Here is an 18,292-nt window from a genome sequence, read left to right on the forward strand (position 1 = left end):
GCCCGCCGGAATCGCCGGAGGGGACAGCCGCGCTCAGCGCGGTCCCTGCCTCAGCGCCTCGCCGCCACGCCGCATTTCGTTGACCCGCCTTTGCATCTGGTCCACGCTGCGTTGCGCCTCGCCACCGCCCAATTGCGAGCCGGAGGGCGCGGGCGCGAGCGGCGCCATATTCATAGGCGTGCCGGTGGTCAGCGGGATCATTGCCGGTGGAAACGGGTCCGTCGCCGCCGGCTTCCGCGTCAGCAGCCGCTCCAGGACACGCAGTTGCTCTTGCTGCGCCTGTAGCGCGCGTTCGTTGTCCAGCAACGCCTGTTCATCCTCATCCTGCGTGCCGAAGATGGCCGCGTGATCGAGCGACAGGCCATCCAGCCGCACGCGCGGATCCGGGCCCGCATTGAGCGCGTTGCGGCCGATCGCGGCGGGATCGGCGCTGGGCGTCACGACACCTGGCGGCCTTGCCTGGGCGTCGGCGGGGGCGGTAGCCACCGGCGCCGCCGGCCCGCCTCGTTCCGCATCCGCGGCCTGGGCACCCGTACCTGCCGTCAGCGCACCCATGGCGACCCACCCGCCGTGCACAATCGCTTTCCTGAAACCGCGCATGATGTCCTTGGACAATCCATTCCAAAACGAAACCGCGAGACGAAAAAAAACGGCAAGGGCCTGAACCCTTGCCGTTTTACCTCAGAACGGCGAACCGTTCCGAAATCTTCACTTAGATGATACGCGCGGCTTCAACCAGACGCACCACACGCCACGACTTCGAGCGCGAGATGGGACGGCCTTCAGCGATTTCAACCGTATCGCCTTCGTTGTACTGGTTCGACTCATCGTGCGCCTTGTACTTCGCGGAACGCATGATGATCTTGCCGAAGATGGGGTGCTTGACGCGGCGTTCAACCAGAACGACGACAGTCTTGTCCATCTTGTTGCTGACGACCTTGCCGACCAGCGTACGCTGGCGCTTGGCCACTTGGGTGTTTTGAGTTTCGCTCATCTTTATTTCCCTGCCTTCTCGGTCAGCAAGGTACGCACGCGCGCGATGTCGCGGCGCACGTTACGCAGCTGGCTGGTGTTGGCAAGCTGCTGCGTGGCCTTCTGCATACGCAGACCGAATTGTGCCTTCAGCAGGCTTTCGAGCTCTTTGCCGAGCTCGGCGGCGTCTTTCGAACGGAGTTCGCTGGCTTTCATGTCTTAGTACTCCTTAAGCACCGATATGACGCGCGACGAACGTGGTCGAAATCGGCAGCTTGGCAGCGGCCAGGCGGAAAGCTTCACGCGCGAGCTCTTCGCTAACCCCTTCCATTTCGTAGAGCACCTTGCCGGGCTGAATCTCGGCGACCCAGTACTCCGGGTTGCCCTTACCGTTACCCATACGGACTTCGGCAGGCTTTTGCGAGATGGGCTTGTCCGGGAAAATGCGAATCCAGATGCGGCCGCCGCGCTTGATGTGACGGTTGATGGCACGACGAGCGGCTTCGATCTGGCGAGCGGTCAGACGGCCACGGCCGGTGGCCTTCAGACCGAATTCGCCGAACGACACGTGGGTGCCACGGGTCGCCAGACCGGTGTTGCGGCCCTTCTGCTCTTTGCGATACTTTCTGCGAGAGGGTTGCAGCATGGTTATTCTCCTTCAGGCGCCGGAGCAGCGTCCGCCTTGCGGGGACCACGGCCACGACCACCCGGACGACCGGTGCGAGCACCGTCCGGACGATCACCACGCGGAGCGCGGCGCGGACGACGTTCTTCTTCACGCGGGGCGGCGGTTTCCGGCGGCAGTTCGCCGTTGGCCAGCATGTCGCCCTTGTAGACCCAGACCTTGATGCCGATCACGCCGTACGTGGTGTGGGCTTCGGAGGTGCCGTAGTCGATGTTGGCCTTGAGGGTGTGCAGCGGCACACGGCCTTCGCGATACCACTCGGTGCGAGCAATTTCGATACCGTTCAGACGGCCCGAGCTCATGATCTTGATGCCTTGGGCACCCAGACGCATGGCGTTCTGCATCGCGCGCTTCATGGCGCGGCGGAACATGATGCGCTTCTCGAGCTGTTGCGAGATCGAGTCGGCGATCAGTTGAGCATCGGTTTCCGGCTTGCGGATTTCTTCGATGTTGACGTGCACGGGCACGCCCATCAGGCGCTGCAGATCAGCCTTCAGGCTTTCGATGTCTTCGCCGCGCTTGCCGATCACCACGCCCGGACGAGCCGAGTAGACGGTGATGCGGGCATTCTTGGCGGGACGCTCGATGATCACGCGACCGACGGAGGCGCTCTTGAGCTTCTTCTTCAGGTACTCGCGGACGCGGATGTCTTCGGCCAGCATGCTGCCGAAGGCCTTGTCGTCGGCGAACCAACGCGAGGACCAATTACGGGTGACCGCGAGACGGAACCCAGTGGGGTGAATTTTCTGACCCATCGTGACTCCTTAAGCTCCGACCTTGACCGTGATGTGGCAGGTCTGCTTCTCGATACGGTTGCCGCGGCCCTTGGCGCGAGCGGAGAAGCGCTTCATCGACTGAGCCTTGTCCACGAAGATCGTGGTGACTTTCAGTTCGTCGATATCGGCGCCGTCGTTGTGCTCGGCGTTGGCGATGGCGGACTCGACAGCCTTCTTCAGGATGGCGGCGGCCTTCTTCGGCGAGAAGGTGAGGATCTCGAGCGCACGGCCGACCTTCTGGCCGCGGATCAGATCCGCAACCAGACGCGTCTTTTGAGCGGAGATGTGAACCCCACGGATAATGGCAGTAGTTTCCATCGCTTACCTCTTCGCCTTCTTGTCCGCGGCGTGACCCTTGAACGTACGGGTCAGCGCGAACTCGCCCAGCTTGTGACCGACCATGTTCTCGTTGATGTAAACGGGAACATGCTGCTTGCCGTTGTGCACAGCGATCGTCAGACCGATGAACTCGGGCAGGATCGTCGAGCGACGCGACCAGGTCTTGATCGGCTTCTTGTCTTTGCCCGCGACGGCCGTGTCCACCTTTTTGATCAGGTGAGCATCGACAAACGGGCCTTTCTTGATCGAACGTGACATAGTGTTCGCCTCTTACTTGCGCTTGCGCCGTTGGACGATCATATTGTTCGTCCGCTTGTTGCGACGGGTCTTGTAACCCTTCGCCGGAGTGCCCCACGGGCTGACCGGTTCGCGTGCTTCACCGGTACGGCCTTCACCGCCACCGTGCGGGTGGTCGACCGGGTTCATGGCCACGCCACGAACCGTCGGGCGGACACCGCGCCAACGCATTGCACCGGCCTTGCCGATTTGGCGCAGGCTGTGTTCTTCGTTACCGACTTCACCGATGGTGGCACGGCATTCGATGTGCACACGGCGAACTTCACCCGAGCGCAGACGCACTTGAGCGTAGGTACCTTCGCGGGCCAGCAGGACGGCGGAAGCGCCGGCCGAACGGACCATCTGGGCACCCTTGCCAGGCAGCATTTCGACGCAGTGAATCGTCGTACCCACCGGGATGTTGCGGATCGGCAGCGTGTTGCCGGCGCGGATCGGGGCTTCGATGCCCGAGATCAGCGTGGCGCCCACTTCCAGGCCGCGCGGAGCGATGATGTAGCGACGCTCGCCGTCGGCGTAGCACAGCAGAGCGATGTGCGCCGTACGGTTCGGGTCGTATTCCAGACGCTCGACCTTCGCGGGGATGCCGTCCTTGTCGCGACGGAAGTCGACGACACGGTAGTGTTGCTTGTGACCGCCGCCACGGTGGCGGATCGTGATGTGACCGTTGTTGTTACGGCCCGAACCACGGGTCTTCTTTTCCAGCAGCGGCGCGTAGGGCTCACCCTTGTGCAGGTTCGGGCTGACAACCTTCACCATGCCACGGCGGCCAGCCGAAGTCGGCTTAACTTTTACGAGGGCCATTTACTTCACCTCCGCAAAGTCGATTTCCTGGCCGTCCTTGAGCGAAACGTAGGCCTTGCGCTCGTCGCGACGACGGCCAACGAATCGGCCAAAGCGCTTGACTTTGCCCTTACGGTTGAGGACCTGCACGGACTCGACCTGCACCTTGAAGAGCAGTTCGACGGCAGCCTTGATTTCCGGCTTGGTAGCGTCAGCCACGACACGGAAAGCGACTTGCTGATTCTTCTCAGCGACGAACGTGGCCTTTTCGGTCACGATCGGAGCCAGAATGACTTGCATCAAGCGTTCAGCGTTCATCCCAGCATCTCCTCGAGTTGAGCGATGGCCGGCTTGGTGATCAGCACTTTCTTGTAGTGGACCAGCGACAACGGATCGGCATAACGGGGCTCGACAACGGCAACGTGCGGCAGGTTGCGGGTGGCGAGGTAAACATTTTCATCGACGTTGTCGGTGATGATCAGGACCGAGTCCAGGCCCAGGCTCTTCAGCTTTGCAGCGGCAGCCTTGGTCTTGGGCGATTCCAGATCGAACGATTCGACGACGGCGATGCGGTCTTCGCGAGCCAGCTGCGACAGGATCGAGCGGATCCCGGCGCGGTACATCTTCTTGTTGACCTTCTGGCTGAAGTTCTCTTCCGGCGAGTTCGGGAAAATCCGACCACCGCCACGCCACAGCGGCGACGAGGTCATACCGGCGCGAGCGCGGCCGGTACCCTTCTGGCGCCAGGGCTTCTTGGTCGAGTGCTTGACTTCCGAGCGATCCTTCTGAGCGCGGTTGCCGGCACGGGCGTTGGCTTGGAAAGCCACCACGATCTGATGAATCAGCGCTTCGTTGAAGTCACGGCCGAAGATCGTGTCGGGCGCGCTGAAAGTCGCGGCCTGACCTTGGTCGTTCAGGAGCTTGAGATCCATTTACTTACGCTCCCTTCTTGGCCGGGGCCTTGATGGCCGGACGCACGACGATATCGGCGCCAGCGTGGCCGGGGACAGCGCCCTTGACCAGCAGCAGGCCGCGCTCCACGTCAACGCGAACGACGTCGAGGTTTTGAACGGTGCGGGTGACATCACCCAGGTGACCCGCCATGCGCTTACCCGGGAAAATACGGCCCGGATCTTGAGCTTGGCCGATCGAGCCGGGAACGCGGTGCGAACGGGAGTTACCGTGCGAGGCGCGTTGCGAGCCGAAGTTGTGGCGCTTGATGGTACCGGCAAAGCCCTTACCAATGGTGGTGCCCGTGACGTCGACCTGTTGGCCGGCTTCGAACACCGATTCCACGGCAATCACGGAACCGGCCGCAAATTCAGCGGCGCGAGCGGGATCAAGGCGGAATTCTTTGAGGATGCTACCGGCTTCAACGCCGGCCTTGGCGTAGTGGCCCGTTTGTGCTTGCGGCACGCGCGAGGCGCGACGAGCGCCATAAGCCACCTGGATCGCGGCGTAGCCGTCGGTTTCCAGCGACTTAACTTGGGTCACGCGGTTGTTCGACACGTCCAGCACGGTCACCGGGATGGATTCACCTTCCTCGGTAAAAATGCGGGTCATGCCGACCTTGCGACCCACCAGCCCCAGCCGGTGAGCGGCGGGCGTGGGTGTCGAATTCGACATCGTTTTCTCCATTCCCGACTGCGATTGGTCGGGGCTAATCAGGCAAAAGGTAACGGCCTTTGCCCTACGACTATGTTCAACCTGGCTTGGGGTTGCCGGCCCGGAAAATCCCGGACTTGCGCGCGCCTCACCATAGTTAGACCTGCCACAAAATGGCAAGCTTGGCATATTAGCACGTTTTTTTCAGGCAGCACAAGCACTTAGCGTAAAAGGACCTATGCCCACTGCCGGCACGCCAGGGTTGTGGCGCAAAAACAAAATGGCCGCAGTCCCGAAGGATTGCGGCCATTCTTCACGAGCCCACCGGCGAAGGTGGCGGACCCGGGAGCGCCTTATTGCAGCGCGATTTCGACGTCGACGCCGGCCGGCAGGTCCAGACGCATCAGGGCGTCAACGGTCTTGTCGGTGGGGTCAACGATGTCCATCAGGCGCTGATGGGTGCGGATTTCGAACTGGTCACGCGACGTCTTGTTGACGTGCGGCGAACGCAGCACGTCGTAACGACGGATACGCGTGGGCAGCGGCACCGGGCCGCGGACAACGGCGCCCGTGCGCTTGGCGGTGTCGACGATTTCAGCGGCCGATTGATCGATCAGCTTGTAATCGAAAGCCTTCAAGCGGATACGGATCTTTTGGTTTTTCATGGCGTTTCCTAAAGAACGAGAGGCGAGGGCTTTGATAGGCCCTCGCTGGTTGTGTGCTGCTTAAGTGATCCGGATTACTTCAGGATCTTGGCGACGACGCCGGCGCCGACGGTACGACCGCCTTCACGGATGGCGAAACGCAGGCCTTCTTCCATGGCGATCGGGGCCAGCAGCTTGACGGTCATCGTCACGTTGTCGCCCGGCAGGACCATTTCCTTGTCGGCCGGCAGGTCGATCGTGCCCGTCACGTCCGTCGTGCGGAAGTAGAACTGGGGACGGTAGCCGTTGAAGAACGGGGTGTGGCGGCCGCCTTCTTCCTTGGACAGGATGTACACCTCGGAGGTGAAGTCCGTGTGCGGGGTGATCGAGCCCGGCTTGGCCAGAACCTGGCCGCGCTGGACGTCTTCACGCTTGGTGCCGCGCAGCAGGATGCCCACGTTGTCGCCGGCTTGACCTTGGTCCAGCAGCTTGCGGAACATTTCCACGCCGGTGCAGGTCGTCTTGACCGTCGGGACGATACCGACGATTTCGATTTCTTCGCCGACCTTGATCACGCCGCGCTCGATACGGCCGGTCACCACGGTGCCGCGACCCGAGATCGAGAACACGTCTTCGACCGGCATCAGGAACGCGCCGTCAACGGCACGCTCGGGCGTCGGGATGTACGTGTCCAGGGCTTGGGCCAGCGACAGGATCGCTTGCTCGCCCAGTTCGCCCTTGTCGCCTTCCAGCGCCAGCTTGGCCGAACCCTTCACGATCGGGGTGTCGTCGCCCGGGAAGTCGTACTTGCTCAGCAGTTCGCGAACTTCCATTTCCACCAGCTCGAGCAGCTCGGCGTCGTCAACCATGTCAGCCTTGTTCAGGAAGACGATGATGTACGGCACGCCAACCTGGCGGCTCAGCAGGATGTGTTCACGCGTTTGCGGCATCGGGCCGTCAGCGGCCGACACGACCAGGATCGCGCCGTCCATCTGCGCCGCGCCCGTGATCATGTTCTTGACGTAGTCAGCGTGGCCCGGGCAGTCAACGTGCGCGTAGTGACGCGTTTCCGTTTCGTACTCGACGTGCGCCGTGTTGATCGTGATGCCGCGAGCCTTTTCTTCAGGTGCCGCGTCGATCTGGTCGTAGCCCTTGGCTTCGCCACCGAACTTGGTCGACAGAACGGTCGTGATGGCCGCCGTCAGGGTGGTCTTGCCGTGGTCGACGTGACCGATGGTGCCGACGTTCACGTGCGGCTTGGTGCGTTCAAACTTGCCTTTTGCCATGATCTCTATCCTTTGACTTTCAAGGAAATTTCGATATTTGCCGCGCCGCCTTGTGGGCGGTCGCGGCGAGGGTTATTTACTTGGCCCGAGCGGCGATGACTTCGTCAGCGACGTTCTTGGGGGCCTCGGAGTAATGCTTGAATTCCATCGTGTACGTGGCACGACCTTGCGTCAGCGAACGCAGGTTCGTGGCGTAACCGAACATCTCGGCCAGCGGGACTTCGGCCTTGATGGTCTTGCCACCACCGACCATGTCGTCCATGCCCTGGACCATGCCGCGACGCGAGGACAGATCGCCCATCACGGTACCGGCGTAGTCTTCAGGCGTTTCGACTTCAACGGCCATCATCGGTTCCAGCAGCACGGGGCTAGCCTTGCGCATGCCTTCCTTGAACGCCATCGAGCCGGCCATCTTGAACGCGTTTTCGTTCGAGTCCACATCGTGGTACGAACCGAAGAACAGCGTGACCTTGACGTCCACGACCGGGTAACCGGCCAGGATGCCGGCAGGCAGCGTTTCCTGGATGCCCTTGTCCACCGCGGGGATGAATTCGCGAGGAACCACACCGCCCTTGATGGCGTCGACGAATTCGTAGCCACCGCCCGGCTCGAGCGGCTCGACCTTCAGGACCACGTGACCGTACTGACCACGACCGCCCGACTGCTTGACGAACTTGCCTTCGACTTCTTCGCAGGTCTTGCGGATCGTTTCGCGGTAGGCCACCTGGGGCTTGCCGACGTTCGCTTCCACGCCGAATTCGCGCTTCATGCGGTCGACCAGAATTTCCAGGTGCAGCTCGCCCATGCCGGAAATGATGGTCTGGCCGGATTCTTCGTCGCTGCGCACGCGGAACGACGGATCTTCCTGCGCCAGGCGCGACAGCGCCAGGCCCATCTTTTCCTGGTCAGCCTTCGACTTGGGTTCGACGGCCTGCGAAATCACGGGCTCGGGGAACTCCATGCGCTCCAGCAGGATGTGCGAATCGACGTCGCACAGCGTTTCGCCGGTCGTCACGTCCTTCAGGCCCACCACGGCGGCGATGTCGCCGGCCAGAACTTCCTTGATTTCCTCGCGGTTGTTCGCGTGCATCTGCAGGATGCGGCCGATACGTTCCTTCTTGCCCTTGATGGGGTTGTAGACCGTGTCGCCCGACTTCAGGACGCCCGAGTAGACGCGCACGAAGGTCAGCTGACCCACGAACGGATCGCTCATCAGCTTGAACGCCAGCGCCGAGAACTTCTCGTTGTCGTCAGCCTTGCGGTTGATGGCGTTGCCATCGTCGTCCTGGCCGTCAACCGGGGGAATGTCCACGGGCGAAGGCAGGTAGTCGATGACCGCGTCCAGCATGCGCTGCACGCCCTTGTTCTTGAAGGCGGTGCCGCACAGCATCGGCTGGATTTCGCCAGCGATGGTGCGTTGACGGATGGCCAGGTTGATTTCGGCTTCGTCCAAGGAACCCGTTTCCAGGTACTTGTTCATCAGCTCTTCCGACGATTCGGCGGCGGCTTCAACCAGCTTTTCGCGCCATTCGGCGGCGGCGCCTTCCAGTTCGGCCGGAATGTCCTTGTAGTCGAACTTGGTGCCTTGGCTGGCTTCGTCCCAGATGATCGCCTTCATCTTGACCAGGTCGATCACGCCTTGGAACGTGTCTTCGGCGCCGATGGGGATCACGATGGGCACGGGGTTCGCGCGCAGACGCGTCTTCAGCTGGTCATAGACCTTGAAGAAGTTCGCGCCGGTACGGTCCATCTTGTTGACGAACGCCAGACGCGGCACGCCGTACTTGTTGGCTTGGCGCCACACGGTTTCGGACTGGGGCTGAACACCACCCACCGCGCAGTAGACCATGCAGGCACCGTCCAGGACGCGCATGGAACGTTCCACCTCGATGGTGAAGTCCACGTGCCCCGGGGTGTCGATGATGTTGATGCGGTGCTCGGGGTAGTTGCCGGCCATGCCACGCCAAAACGCCGTCGTAGCAGCCGACGTAATGGTGATGCCACGCTCTTGCTCTTGTTCCATCCAGTCCATGGTGGCGGCGCCATCATGCACTTCGCCAATCTTGTGATTGACGCCGGTGTAGAACAGGATACGTTCGGTCGTGGTGGTTTTCCCTGCATCGATGTGCGCAGAGATGCCAATGTTGCGATAGCGCTCGATCGGGGTTTTGCGGGCCATGGTGGGTTAGTCCTTAAATTACCAGCGGAAATGGCTGAAGGCCTTGTTGGCCTCGGCCATCTTGTGCGTGTCTTCGCGCTTCTTCATCGCGGCGCCACGACCTTCGGAGGCGTCGATCAGTTCGCCAGCAAGACGCAGATCCATCGACTTCTCGCCACGCTTCTTGGCGGCTTCACGGAGCCAACGCATAGCCAGGGCCAGGCGGCGCACGGGGCGCACTTCAACCGGCACTTGGTAGTTGGCACCGCCAACGCGGCGGCTCTTCACTTCGACGATCGGCTTGATGTTGTTGATCGCCAGGCTGAACACCTCGATCGGCTCCTTGCCGGTCTTGGTGGCGACTTGCTCGAGGGCACCGTAGACGATGCGCTCGGCGACGGCCTTCTTGCCGTCCAGCATGACGACGTTCATGAACTTGGCGAGTTCGACGCTGCCGAACTTGGGATCGGGCAGAATCTCGCGCTTGGGTACTTCGCGACGACGGGGCATTGTTGCTTCCTTGTGTCTGTTCAGTTGAACCGTGTTTCATTACACGGCCATGGCCGTCCAATAAGACGACCCCTTACGTGCCGCGCACCTTCCTGTATTGCGGACGGCGCGGTTGCACTTCCCTAATGACGGATGGCCGCCACGCGGGGGTACTGCTGATTCGCGTTGCGAACCCTTAGGCCTTCTTCGGGCGCTTGGCGCCGTACTTCGAGCGGGCTTGCTTGCGATCCTTGACGCCTTGCAGGTCGAGGGAACCGCGCACGATGTGATAACGCACACCGGGCAAGTCCTTCACACGACCGCCACGCACCAGAACCACCGAGTGCTCTTGCAGGTTGTGGCCTTCACCGCCGATGTACGAAATGACTTCGTAACCGTTGGTCAGACGCACTTTGGCAACCTTACGCAGAGCGGAGTTCGGCTTCTTGGGGGTGGTGGTGTACACGCGAGTGCACACGCCGCGGCGTTGCGGGCAGTTTTCGAGCGCGGGGCTCTTGCTTTTGATGATGCTGACTTCGCGCGGCTTGCGCACGAGTTGGCTAATGGTAGGCATGACCTTTGAAATCCCTTTTACGTACCACTGGTAAGTACTTACGTACTCGTCTCCTCAAGCGATGACTCTTGGAGAAGGCGGCTCGCGCAAGACCGCCTCAAACGTTCAAATACGTAAAAGAGCGGGCCTGCCAACAAACCATGACAAACGCACAAACCGGATGCTTCGGAGATGGCAGCGTCGGATGACGGGGGCTCGTGACGCACCCCTTTGGCCTTGGGCCGCCGGATGATTGCGTTCGAAGTTCATTCGAACGTTTCACCGGAAAACGACTGGCCGGACCTGTCTTTCCTGGCGCCTTGATCACACGTGATCGCCATTCCTGGCATCAAACTTTGCGCGCGAATAAAGCAGTAAGCCCTTTAGCATAGCTTAGAACTTGGCGCACTGTCAAAAACTTTTGTGCGCGAAACGCGCGGGCGCGTTGCCGGCAAAAGACGGCCAGATAAGCGCAGGTCAAACGCAGGTCGATAAAAATGGGGCCAAATTACCGACCGACCCATTGATGGCGATCCGGAGGGCCCGGAGTCGACAAGCCCGCCATGGCGCCGGGCGGCGGACGGGAGTCCGCAAGCCAGCCGGCAGTGTAGCCGGTGACGATGGGCGTGGATAGTTTATTGGTCGGCGAACAGGTAGCCGCTTCCGTAGACGGTGCGGATCGGCAACATCACCCCGGCCAGCTCGGCCTTGCGGCGCAGACGGCTGACGATGACGTCGATGCTGCGCGTGCCGCTGGAGCGCGCCCCGCCCCCCTCCACCCGAAGCTCATCTCCCAACTCGTTGCGACCGACTGCCCGGCCCGCCACTTCCAGCAGCGACCGCACGATCAAGCGCTCGTTGGCGGACAGCGAGATCGTGGTGCCGGAGGGCGCCGCCAGGGTCCAGCCCTGGTCGCGCAGTTCCCATTGACCTGGCACGGGCTCCTCGACCGCGGCGGCGTCCTGGCCGGCAGGCAGGCGTCGGGCCAGCGCCAGCAGGATGCAGGCCAGTTCGCGCGGATCGTGCGGCGGCGGCAGGCAGGCGTCCGCGCCGCTCTGCAGACAGCGCAGGCGGGTTTCCAGGGACAGGTTGGTGCCCATCACCACGATGCCCAGGGGCGAGGAGCCATGCAGGCGAGCCACCAGGGCATAGCCGATTTCGCCGAGCGTGCCCACATTGAGCACGACGGCGTCGTAGGTGCCATTGCTGAGCAGGCCAAATAATTCCAGAGAAGTCGAACAGCCGCGGGCCGAAATTCCCGCTTGAAGCAGTGCGGACACAGCGGTGTTACGTGCAGCCTCGTCCGGCGACATCATCAGTACGCGCAATTGATTCATAGGTTCTTTCCATCCCTTCTGCCCCCCCGGTGCCGGCAGACCGCGCCGGTTCGCGGGAAGGTTGAGGACAGTTTGACCGGTTGTTGTGCAACAACTCCAGTCAAGATTCGTCAAGTTTGCAATGTTTGACAGTTCTTGGCACAACGTAGCCAACGGTGACGCGACGCGAGTTATCATTCCATTACACAATCCTTTCCTCTTCTTGCATTGGGGCGCCACAGGGCGCGCTTGCGCAGCCAACCTTCGCGAGACCACGTCTGATGAAAATCGCGTCGCTGGAAGACGACCTGGACCAGGCGAAACGTATCCAGCAAGTCCTGACTGCCGCCGGATACACCTGCACCAGCTATCAGCAAAGCCGCGACCTGCTTGCCGCTTTGCGCAATGAATCGTTTGACCTGGTGCTGCTGGACTGGCACCTGCCTGATATCGATGGCGACGATGTGGTGCGCTGGTTGCGCGCCAACATCGGCCCGCGCATTCCCGTCATCTTCCTGACCAACCGTTCCAGCGAGGATGACCTGGTCGAGGGCCTGCGCGCCGGCGCCGACGATTACATCGTCAAGCCCCTGCGGCCGCTGGAACTGCTGGCGCGCGTCGCGGCACTACTGCGCCGCAGCCAGATCGCCGAACCGGCCGATGAAGCATTCGATGTCGCCAACTACCGCGTCGATCCCGCCGCGCGCACGATCTCGCTCGATGGCGCGGCGGTTGCGCTGGCGCCCAAGGAATTCGAACTTGCGCTGCTGTTTTTCCGCAACCTGGGCCGGCTGATGTCTCGCGACGTGCTGGCCGAATGCGTCTGGAATCGCGAGATTCCCGCCACCTCCCGCACACTCGACACCCATCTGTCGAACATCCGCCAGAAGCTCCAGCTGCGTCCGGAGCATGGCGTGCGCCTGAGCTCGTCCTACGCGCTCGGCTACCGGCTGGAATTGATCAGCGCGTCGGAAGATAGCCCGCCCTCCGCGCCCTAGCGCCTGACGGCCTTACCTGGAGAATTGAAAGTCATGAGCCGCTGCCGCGCGCTTTCTTTGCTTGCCCTGCTTTCCGGCCTGCTGCTCGCAACAACCTCGCATAGCCAACCCGCGGGCGCGCTGGGAGAGAACTTCATCTACCGCGTGCGCCCTGGCGATACGCTGATCAACATCGCTTCGACCTACACGCGCAACCAGGCCAACTGGAACCCGCTGCAGACGCTCAATAACGTGACCACCCCTGAACGCCTGCCGATCGGGCTGGAGCTGCGCATTCCGCTGTCGATGATTCCCGAACGCGCCGCCCAAGCGCGCGTGGTGCATGTCAGCGGCCAGGCCAACCTGGACGGACAGGCGCTCAAGCCGGGCGCCAACGTGGCCGAAGGCAGCAAGGTCGTCACGGCGCCAAACGGCTTCGTGACGCTGGAACTGGCCGACGGTTCCAAGCTCACGCTGCCGGCCGACGGCTCCGTGGAACTGACCCGCCTGCGGCAATTCGAAGGCACCAACCTGACCGATTCGGTCATCCATGTGGAGCGCGGCAGTGTCGAATCCAGCGTCGCCCCCGCGGGCCAGGGCGTGGGCCGCTTCGAGGTGCGGACACCTGTTGCCGTAACCGGCGTGCGCGGCACGCGTTTTCGGGTGCAGAGCGGCAGCCATGGGGTGCACAGCGAAGTGCTGGAAGGCAGCGTAAGGTTGCAGCCGCACGCGCCCGGCGCGGCGCCGGCACGGCCGGTGGCGGTGGCCAAGGGCTATGGCGCGGCCGTCGGCGCCGATGGCAATGTCGCCGGGGTGCGGCCGCTGCTGGCGGCGCCGCAACTGGCGGAACCGGTGCGCGCCGGCGGCGGGGTCTGGACCAGCACGTTCGCCCCCGTGCCCGGCGCGCAGGGCTACCTGGTGCGCGTGGCGCGCGATGCCGAGGGAACGCAGCCGGTCTCCTCGACCCGCTTTCCCAGCCCCGACATCCGCTTCAGCGCGCCCGGCGCCGGCACCTTCTATGTATCGGTGCGCGCCATCGACGAGCTGGGCCTGGGGGGCGAGGACGCGATGGCCACGTTCATCGGCGTAAGCCAGCTGATGACCAGCAGCGGGCTGGGCGTCGCCACCGGCAGCGGCGGATTCGTGACGCTGACCGAATACTAGAAAGGCGCCCATGGCAGACGCCGCCGACCCCATCGACCGGACCTCGCGATCAGGCCTGTGGTTGACGGTGGCGCTGGCGCTGCTGGCGGCGCTGCTCGGCTGGGTCAATGGACTCGGACGCGTCGACCAGATCCTGTATGACCGCGCCGTCGCGCTGACCGGACGCGACATCTCGCCCGACATCGTGATCGTCGCGATCGACGATGCCAGCATCGACGCGTTGGGCCGCTGGCCCTGGCGCCGGGCGGTCCACGCGGCACTGCTGGACCGACTGCGAGACGCCCGCGCGGTCGGCCTGGACCTTATCTTCGCCGAACCCGACACCACCCATCCGGGCGACGACGCCATCCTCGCCGACAGCATCCGGCGCAACGGCCGCACCGTGCTGCCGGTCGTGCTGGATCGTCTGGCCTACCCTTCCTCGATCAGCACGCCCATTCCCCTGCTGGCGCAAGCCGCGGCGGGCAGCGGCTTCATCAATGCCAGCCTGGACGCGGACGGCGTGTTGCGATCGGCGGTGCTGACCACGCGCTACGGGGGCGAGCGCTGGCAGCATTTCGCGTTGAGCATGCTCGACGTAGGCGGACAGAAGCCGCTGGCCGACAGGCTGCTGCGGCGCGCCGCCCCGGACGGCAGCATCCTGATCCCGTACGCGGGACCGGTAGCGCATACGCGCGCGGTCTCGTACCTGTCGGTATTGCGTGGCGACGTGCCGACCGAACAGCTGCGCGGAAAATATGTCCTGGTGGGCGCCTGGGCCACCGGACTGGGCGACGCCTACACCACGCCGGTATCGCACAACGTCAGCGGCATGCCGGGCGTAGAGATCATCGCCAACCTGCTGCAGGCCGCCAATGACGACATCGCCTTCCAGCCCGCCGCCCCCTGGCTCAACGCCCTGTTCTCCGCGCTGCCGGTGCTGTTGGCCTGTCTGGCGCTGTGGCGCCTGTCACCCAACCGGGCGCTGCTCGTCAACATCGCCCTGCTGGCGCTGATTCTGCTCGCCAGCCTGCTGCTGCTTGGCCACAGCTACCGGTGGTTTGCGCCGACTGCCGCGCTGCTGGGCGTGGCGCTGTGCTATCCGCTATGGAGCTGGCGCAGCCAGGAGGCCGCGCTGCGCTACATGGACAACGAGCTACGGCGGCTGCAACGCGAATATCCGCCGGTGCTGAACGAGGCTCGGGCGCAGTCCGGCGGGCCCAGCGCTTCGCTCGAAAGCCGTGTCGGCGAATTGCGGCGCGCGCTGGCGCGCGTGCGCAACCTGCGGCGCTTCCTGGCGGACGGGCTGGACGGGATGCCCGATGCGACGTTGGTGTTCGACCAGGACGGCCGCATGCAATTCCGCAACCAGGCCGCCGTGATGTACTTCCAGCGGCTGGGTATGCGCCCGCCGCGCGTCGGCCACCCGGCCATCCACCTGCTGGAGAAAACCATCGGCGACGAGCCGACGCGGCAACGCGTGGCGCAGGTGCTGAGCGGCCAGGGGCCGGTCGCCGAGCAATCGCCGTGGAGCGCCGACCTGGAGGTGCGCGACCATGCCGGCCGCGACCTGATCCTGAAGTGCGCGCCGATCCACACGGCCGAAGGCAATTTCGCGGGCACCGTCGCCACGTTGACCGATATTTCCGGCATCCGCCAGGCCGAGCGCCAGCGCGAAGAGACGCTGCGCTTCATCTCGCACGACATGCGCGCGCCGCAAAGCTCCATCCTGGCACTGGTCGAAATGAAGCAGGACGGAGATCCCGCGGATAGCCGCGACGATACGCTCACCCGCATCGCCGCGCTGGCCAACCGCACGCTGCATCTGGTCGACGACTTCGTGCACCTGACGCGCGCCGAATCGATGGCCATCAACGCGGTCGACCTGGACCTGGGCGGCTTGCTGCAGGATGGCGTCGACGAGTTCTGGGCGGCCGCGCACAAGCGCGGCATCGTGCTGGAAGTGACCTCGCCGCTGCCGGCGGCCTACGTCCGCGGCGACCAGACGCTGCTGATGCGGGCCTTGAGCAACCTGATCGACAACGCCATCAAGTACAGTCCGCCCCACACCCGCATCACCTGCGCCATCGAGGAGGCGGCCGGCTATTGGCGCGTGCACATCCGCGACCAGGGACAAGGCATCGCGCCGCCGGACCTGGCGCGCCTGTTCGAGCCTTTCTCGCGCGTCGGCGTGGCCAAGCGCGGCGATGTGGGAGGAGCGGGACTGGGGCTGGCCTTCGTGCGCACCGTGGCCCAACGCCACGGCGGCGAGGTCGAAGTGACGAGCGAAACGGGCGTGGGATCGGTGTTCACGCTGTGCCTGCCGATGGCGCCCGAGGAAACCGCGGACTGACGGTCCGCCTTGCCGGCGCCCTATTCGAAGACGTGCGAGATGACGGCCGGCTTGCCGGCTTTCACTTCCAGCGTCGCCCGGTAAGGCGGCAGGTTGGCATTGCGTAGCACCACCTGGTACTTGCCGGGAATCAGCCGCAACTCCTTCACCGGCGGGCTGATGCCGCGGGCAACACCGTTGATCCACACCTCGCCCCACGGCCGGATATCCAGCCGCACCAGGACCGGCACGGGCTTGGGCTTGGGCGCCTCTTCCTGGACCGCGGGCGCGGCTGGCTCCTGGACCGCCGGCGGGATCGGCGCTGGCGCGGACATGCCCGGTTCGGCGGGCGTGACGGGCACCGGCGCAACGGGCGGGACCGCGGCCGAGCCAGGCGTTACGGGCGCCCCCGCTTCCGGAGCGGACGTCGTCGTACCCGGATTGGCGGATTCGGGCGGGGCCGGCTGCGATGCGGAGGGCGCGGGCGGTTCAGGCGACGGTGCGGGAGCAGCCGGCGCAACGGGCGCGGGCGCAATCGCGGGCGGATTTGGCTGCACCAGCTCCGAACGGGTGATCACGGCATTGCTGCCTCCCAGGCCGTAACGGACCCAGGCATAGATACCCGCGCCGATCAACGCCAACACCAGCAACAACGCCAACAGGGGCCGGCCGCCGCCGCGCGGCTTGCCGGCAACCGCCACCGGGGCGGGAGGCGCGGATATCGCCTCCGCCTGCGACGTTTTCTGGGCCGCGGGGGGCGTCTCGGCGTAGGCGGAGATTTCCAGCATGGCCGCCAGTTCGGCCAACGTCTGCGGCCGGTCGGCCGGCAGCATCGCCAGGCCACGGTCAATCACGCCCAGGAAAGCCGGGCTGTACTTCGTCAGGCCGAGCGAGACCAGGGGTTCGTAGCTGTCGGCGGCGCGGCGCTCGGGCGCCGGAGGCGGGCGCAGGCCGGTGACCAGCGCATGCATCACCGCGCAGAGCGCGTAGACGTCGGTCCAGGGACCGCGCGGCCATTCCGCGGAATCCGTATAAAGCTCAAATGGAGCGAAACCCGGAACCGGCGTGACTCCCGCCCGGTGCGAACGCGGCACCGCCAGTTCCGGCAACAGATGGGCGCGCGCGCCTTCATCCATGCCCACCGTGTCCAGGGAAATATCGCCGCATATTTCCCCCTGCGCATGCAGGCCCATCAGCGCTGGCAGCAGATCCGCCAACAAGCGCTTGATGCGCGACTCCGGCACGCCCCCGGCCGCGCTGGCGGCGATGGCGCTCAAGGGTCGCAAGGCGAGCGGCGCGGCGCCAGAAAAGGGGCTGCGCGGCGTATGCAGGCCGACGGATGAAGACATATTCAAAAATGCTGGGCGACGGACGCGAAAACGGGTTGGCGGCTGGTAGGCGGAATATTATCCAATCCGTTACGCAAGGACATTGCCGAAAATGTCCGAGCGCATCAGGCTGTGGCACGATAGCGTATCGCCAAATTCCCTCAATTCACTGAAAGCCTATGAAAATTCGCCTTCTCTGCAGTTCGCTCGGATTATCGATGGTATTGGCCGGCTGCGCCGGCCTGCCCACCAGCGCGCCCGAACACCCGCCCACGCCGGAGGCGCTGGAACAGCTGCAACGGGTGCGCGACCAGTACAGCGCCGGCCAGTACGGCGAAGTGATCCGCGGCGTGGCCCGCTCCGACGAGCTGGCCGCGTCCAGCAAGGCCGTGCGCATCGAGGCCTACAAGCTGCAGGCGTTCAGCTACTGCGTCAGCCGCTACACGCAATTGTGCGAGGACAGCTTCAGCCGCATTCTGCAGATCGATCCCGCCTTTGAGCTGGCGCCCAACGAGGCCGGCCATCCGGTCTGGGGCCCGGTGTTCCAGCGCGCCAAGAGCCAGGCCGCCAAATAGCGCCGCCCCGCCCCGCGCGGGCAAAAAAAGGCCGCTG

Annotated in this window: 22 protein-coding genes; 4 read left to right on the forward strand and 18 right to left on the reverse strand. The window is 64.0% G+C overall.

What is annotated here, in order from left to right:
* Positions 1–33: 33 nt before the first annotated feature.
* From ABFG95_RS14465 to ABFG95_RS14545, 17 genes are all read right to left on the reverse strand, one after another.
* Entirely contained in the window at positions 34–615 is a 582-nt protein-coding gene (locus tag ABFG95_RS14465; RefSeq protein ID WP_236749500.1) for a hypothetical protein, read from the reverse strand.
* 97 nt (positions 616–712) lie between these two features.
* Entirely contained in the window at positions 713–994 is a 282-nt protein-coding gene (rpsQ, locus tag ABFG95_RS14470) for a 30S ribosomal protein S17 (RefSeq protein ID WP_006216549.1), read from the reverse strand.
* Between the two features lie 2 nt (positions 995–996).
* Complete coding sequence (gene rpmC / locus ABFG95_RS14475) at positions 997–1,188, reverse strand: 50S ribosomal protein L29 (RefSeq protein ID WP_003806912.1); 192 nt, start codon at positions 1,186–1,188, stop codon at positions 997–999.
* A gap of 13 nt (positions 1,189–1,201) precedes the next feature.
* Positions 1,202–1,618 carry a 50S ribosomal protein L16 gene (gene rplP / locus ABFG95_RS14480; RefSeq protein ID WP_006389610.1) on the reverse strand — a complete coding sequence of 139 codons (417 nt, stop codon included), beginning with the start codon at positions 1,616–1,618 and terminating at the stop codon, positions 1,202–1,204.
* Between the two features lie 2 nt (positions 1,619–1,620).
* A complete protein-coding gene (gene rpsC / locus ABFG95_RS14485; protein ID WP_006389609.1) occupies positions 1,621–2,412 on the reverse strand; it encodes a 30S ribosomal protein S3 in 792 nt (263 codons plus the stop codon).
* A gap of 9 nt (positions 2,413–2,421) precedes the next feature.
* A complete protein-coding gene (gene rplV, locus ABFG95_RS14490) occupies positions 2,422–2,751 on the reverse strand; it encodes a 50S ribosomal protein L22 (RefSeq protein WP_006389608.1) in 330 nt (109 codons plus the stop codon).
* A gap of 3 nt (positions 2,752–2,754) precedes the next feature.
* Complete coding sequence (gene rpsS, locus ABFG95_RS14495) at positions 2,755–3,030, reverse strand: 30S ribosomal protein S19 (protein ID WP_006216555.1); 276 nt, start codon at positions 3,028–3,030, stop codon at positions 2,755–2,757.
* Positions 3,031–3,042: 12 nt separating this feature from the next.
* Positions 3,043–3,870, reverse strand: coding sequence for a 50S ribosomal protein L2 (rplB, locus tag ABFG95_RS14500; protein ID WP_006389607.1), 828 nt, complete (start codon positions 3,868–3,870; stop codon positions 3,043–3,045).
* Complete coding sequence (gene rplW, locus ABFG95_RS14505; protein ID WP_006389606.1) at positions 3,871–4,167, reverse strand: 50S ribosomal protein L23; 297 nt, start codon at positions 4,165–4,167, stop codon at positions 3,871–3,873.
* Positions 4,164–4,781 carry a 50S ribosomal protein L4 gene (gene rplD / locus ABFG95_RS14510; protein ID WP_006389605.1) on the reverse strand — a complete coding sequence of 206 codons (618 nt, stop codon included), beginning with the start codon at positions 4,779–4,781 and terminating at the stop codon, positions 4,164–4,166. Before rplD ends, rplW begins: the two co-directional genes overlap by 4 nt.
* A gap of 4 nt (positions 4,782–4,785) precedes the next feature.
* On the reverse strand, positions 4,786–5,475 hold the full coding sequence (gene rplC / locus ABFG95_RS14515) for a 50S ribosomal protein L3 (protein WP_006392074.1): 690 nt from the start codon (positions 5,473–5,475) through the stop codon (positions 4,786–4,788).
* A gap of 332 nt (positions 5,476–5,807) precedes the next feature.
* On the reverse strand, positions 5,808–6,119 hold the full coding sequence (gene rpsJ, locus ABFG95_RS14520; RefSeq protein ID WP_003806903.1) for a 30S ribosomal protein S10: 312 nt from the start codon (positions 6,117–6,119) through the stop codon (positions 5,808–5,810).
* 74 nt (positions 6,120–6,193) lie between these two features.
* On the reverse strand, positions 6,194–7,384 hold the full coding sequence (gene tuf / locus ABFG95_RS14525; RefSeq protein ID WP_054495833.1) for an elongation factor Tu: 1,191 nt from the start codon (positions 7,382–7,384) through the stop codon (positions 6,194–6,196).
* Between the two features lie 76 nt (positions 7,385–7,460).
* The gene (gene fusA / locus ABFG95_RS14530; RefSeq protein WP_049077256.1) at positions 7,461–9,563 is read right to left on the reverse strand and encodes an elongation factor G; all 2,103 of its coding nucleotides are present in this window, start codon (positions 9,561–9,563) and stop codon (positions 7,461–7,463) included.
* An 18-nt stretch (positions 9,564–9,581) separates the two neighbouring features.
* Complete coding sequence (gene rpsG / locus ABFG95_RS14535; protein ID WP_006389600.1) at positions 9,582–10,052, reverse strand: 30S ribosomal protein S7; 471 nt, start codon at positions 10,050–10,052, stop codon at positions 9,582–9,584.
* Between the two features lie 175 nt (positions 10,053–10,227).
* On the reverse strand, positions 10,228–10,605 hold the full coding sequence (gene rpsL / locus ABFG95_RS14540; RefSeq protein ID WP_005017264.1) for a 30S ribosomal protein S12: 378 nt from the start codon (positions 10,603–10,605) through the stop codon (positions 10,228–10,230).
* A 614-nt stretch (positions 10,606–11,219) separates the two neighbouring features.
* A complete protein-coding gene (locus ABFG95_RS14545) occupies positions 11,220–11,864 on the reverse strand; it encodes a winged helix-turn-helix domain-containing protein (protein ID WP_263899455.1) in 645 nt (214 codons plus the stop codon).
* Between the two features lie 317 nt (positions 11,865–12,181).
* Here ABFG95_RS14545 and ABFG95_RS14550 point away from each other — a divergent pair, with 317 nt between their 5' ends.
* Genes ABFG95_RS14550 through ABFG95_RS14560 form a run of 3 tightly spaced genes read left to right on the forward strand, consistent with a single transcriptional unit; the run spans position 12,182 to position 16,373 of the window.
* Complete coding sequence (locus ABFG95_RS14550; RefSeq protein ID WP_049077259.1) at positions 12,182–12,898, forward strand: response regulator transcription factor; 717 nt, start codon at positions 12,182–12,184, stop codon at positions 12,896–12,898.
* A 33-nt stretch (positions 12,899–12,931) separates the two neighbouring features.
* The gene (locus tag ABFG95_RS14555) at positions 12,932–14,041 is read left to right on the forward strand and encodes a FecR domain-containing protein (RefSeq protein ID WP_278993391.1); all 1,110 of its coding nucleotides are present in this window, start codon (positions 12,932–12,934) and stop codon (positions 14,039–14,041) included.
* Positions 14,042–14,051: 10 nt separating this feature from the next.
* The gene (locus ABFG95_RS14560) at positions 14,052–16,373 is read left to right on the forward strand and encodes a CHASE2 domain-containing protein (RefSeq protein WP_278993390.1); all 2,322 of its coding nucleotides are present in this window, start codon (positions 14,052–14,054) and stop codon (positions 16,371–16,373) included.
* A 20-nt stretch (positions 16,374–16,393) separates the two neighbouring features.
* On the opposite strand, the gene ABFG95_RS14565 is transcribed toward ABFG95_RS14560, so the two are convergent.
* A complete protein-coding gene (locus tag ABFG95_RS14565; protein WP_063584699.1) occupies positions 16,394–17,701 on the reverse strand; it encodes a hypothetical protein in 1,308 nt (435 codons plus the stop codon).
* A 158-nt stretch (positions 17,702–17,859) separates the two neighbouring features.
* Here ABFG95_RS14565 and ABFG95_RS14570 point away from each other — a divergent pair, with 158 nt between their 5' ends.
* Positions 17,860–18,255: a TssQ family T6SS-associated lipoprotein gene (locus ABFG95_RS14570; protein ID WP_278993388.1), complete on the forward strand. Its 396-nt coding sequence runs from the start codon at positions 17,860–17,862 to the stop codon at positions 18,253–18,255.
* Positions 18,256–18,292 lie beyond the last annotated feature (37 nt).

Source organism: Achromobacter sp. HNDS-1 (assembly GCF_040084795.1).
In the GTDB taxonomy this organism is placed as follows: Bacteria; Pseudomonadota; Gammaproteobacteria; order Burkholderiales; family Burkholderiaceae_B; genus Achromobacter; species Achromobacter ruhlandii.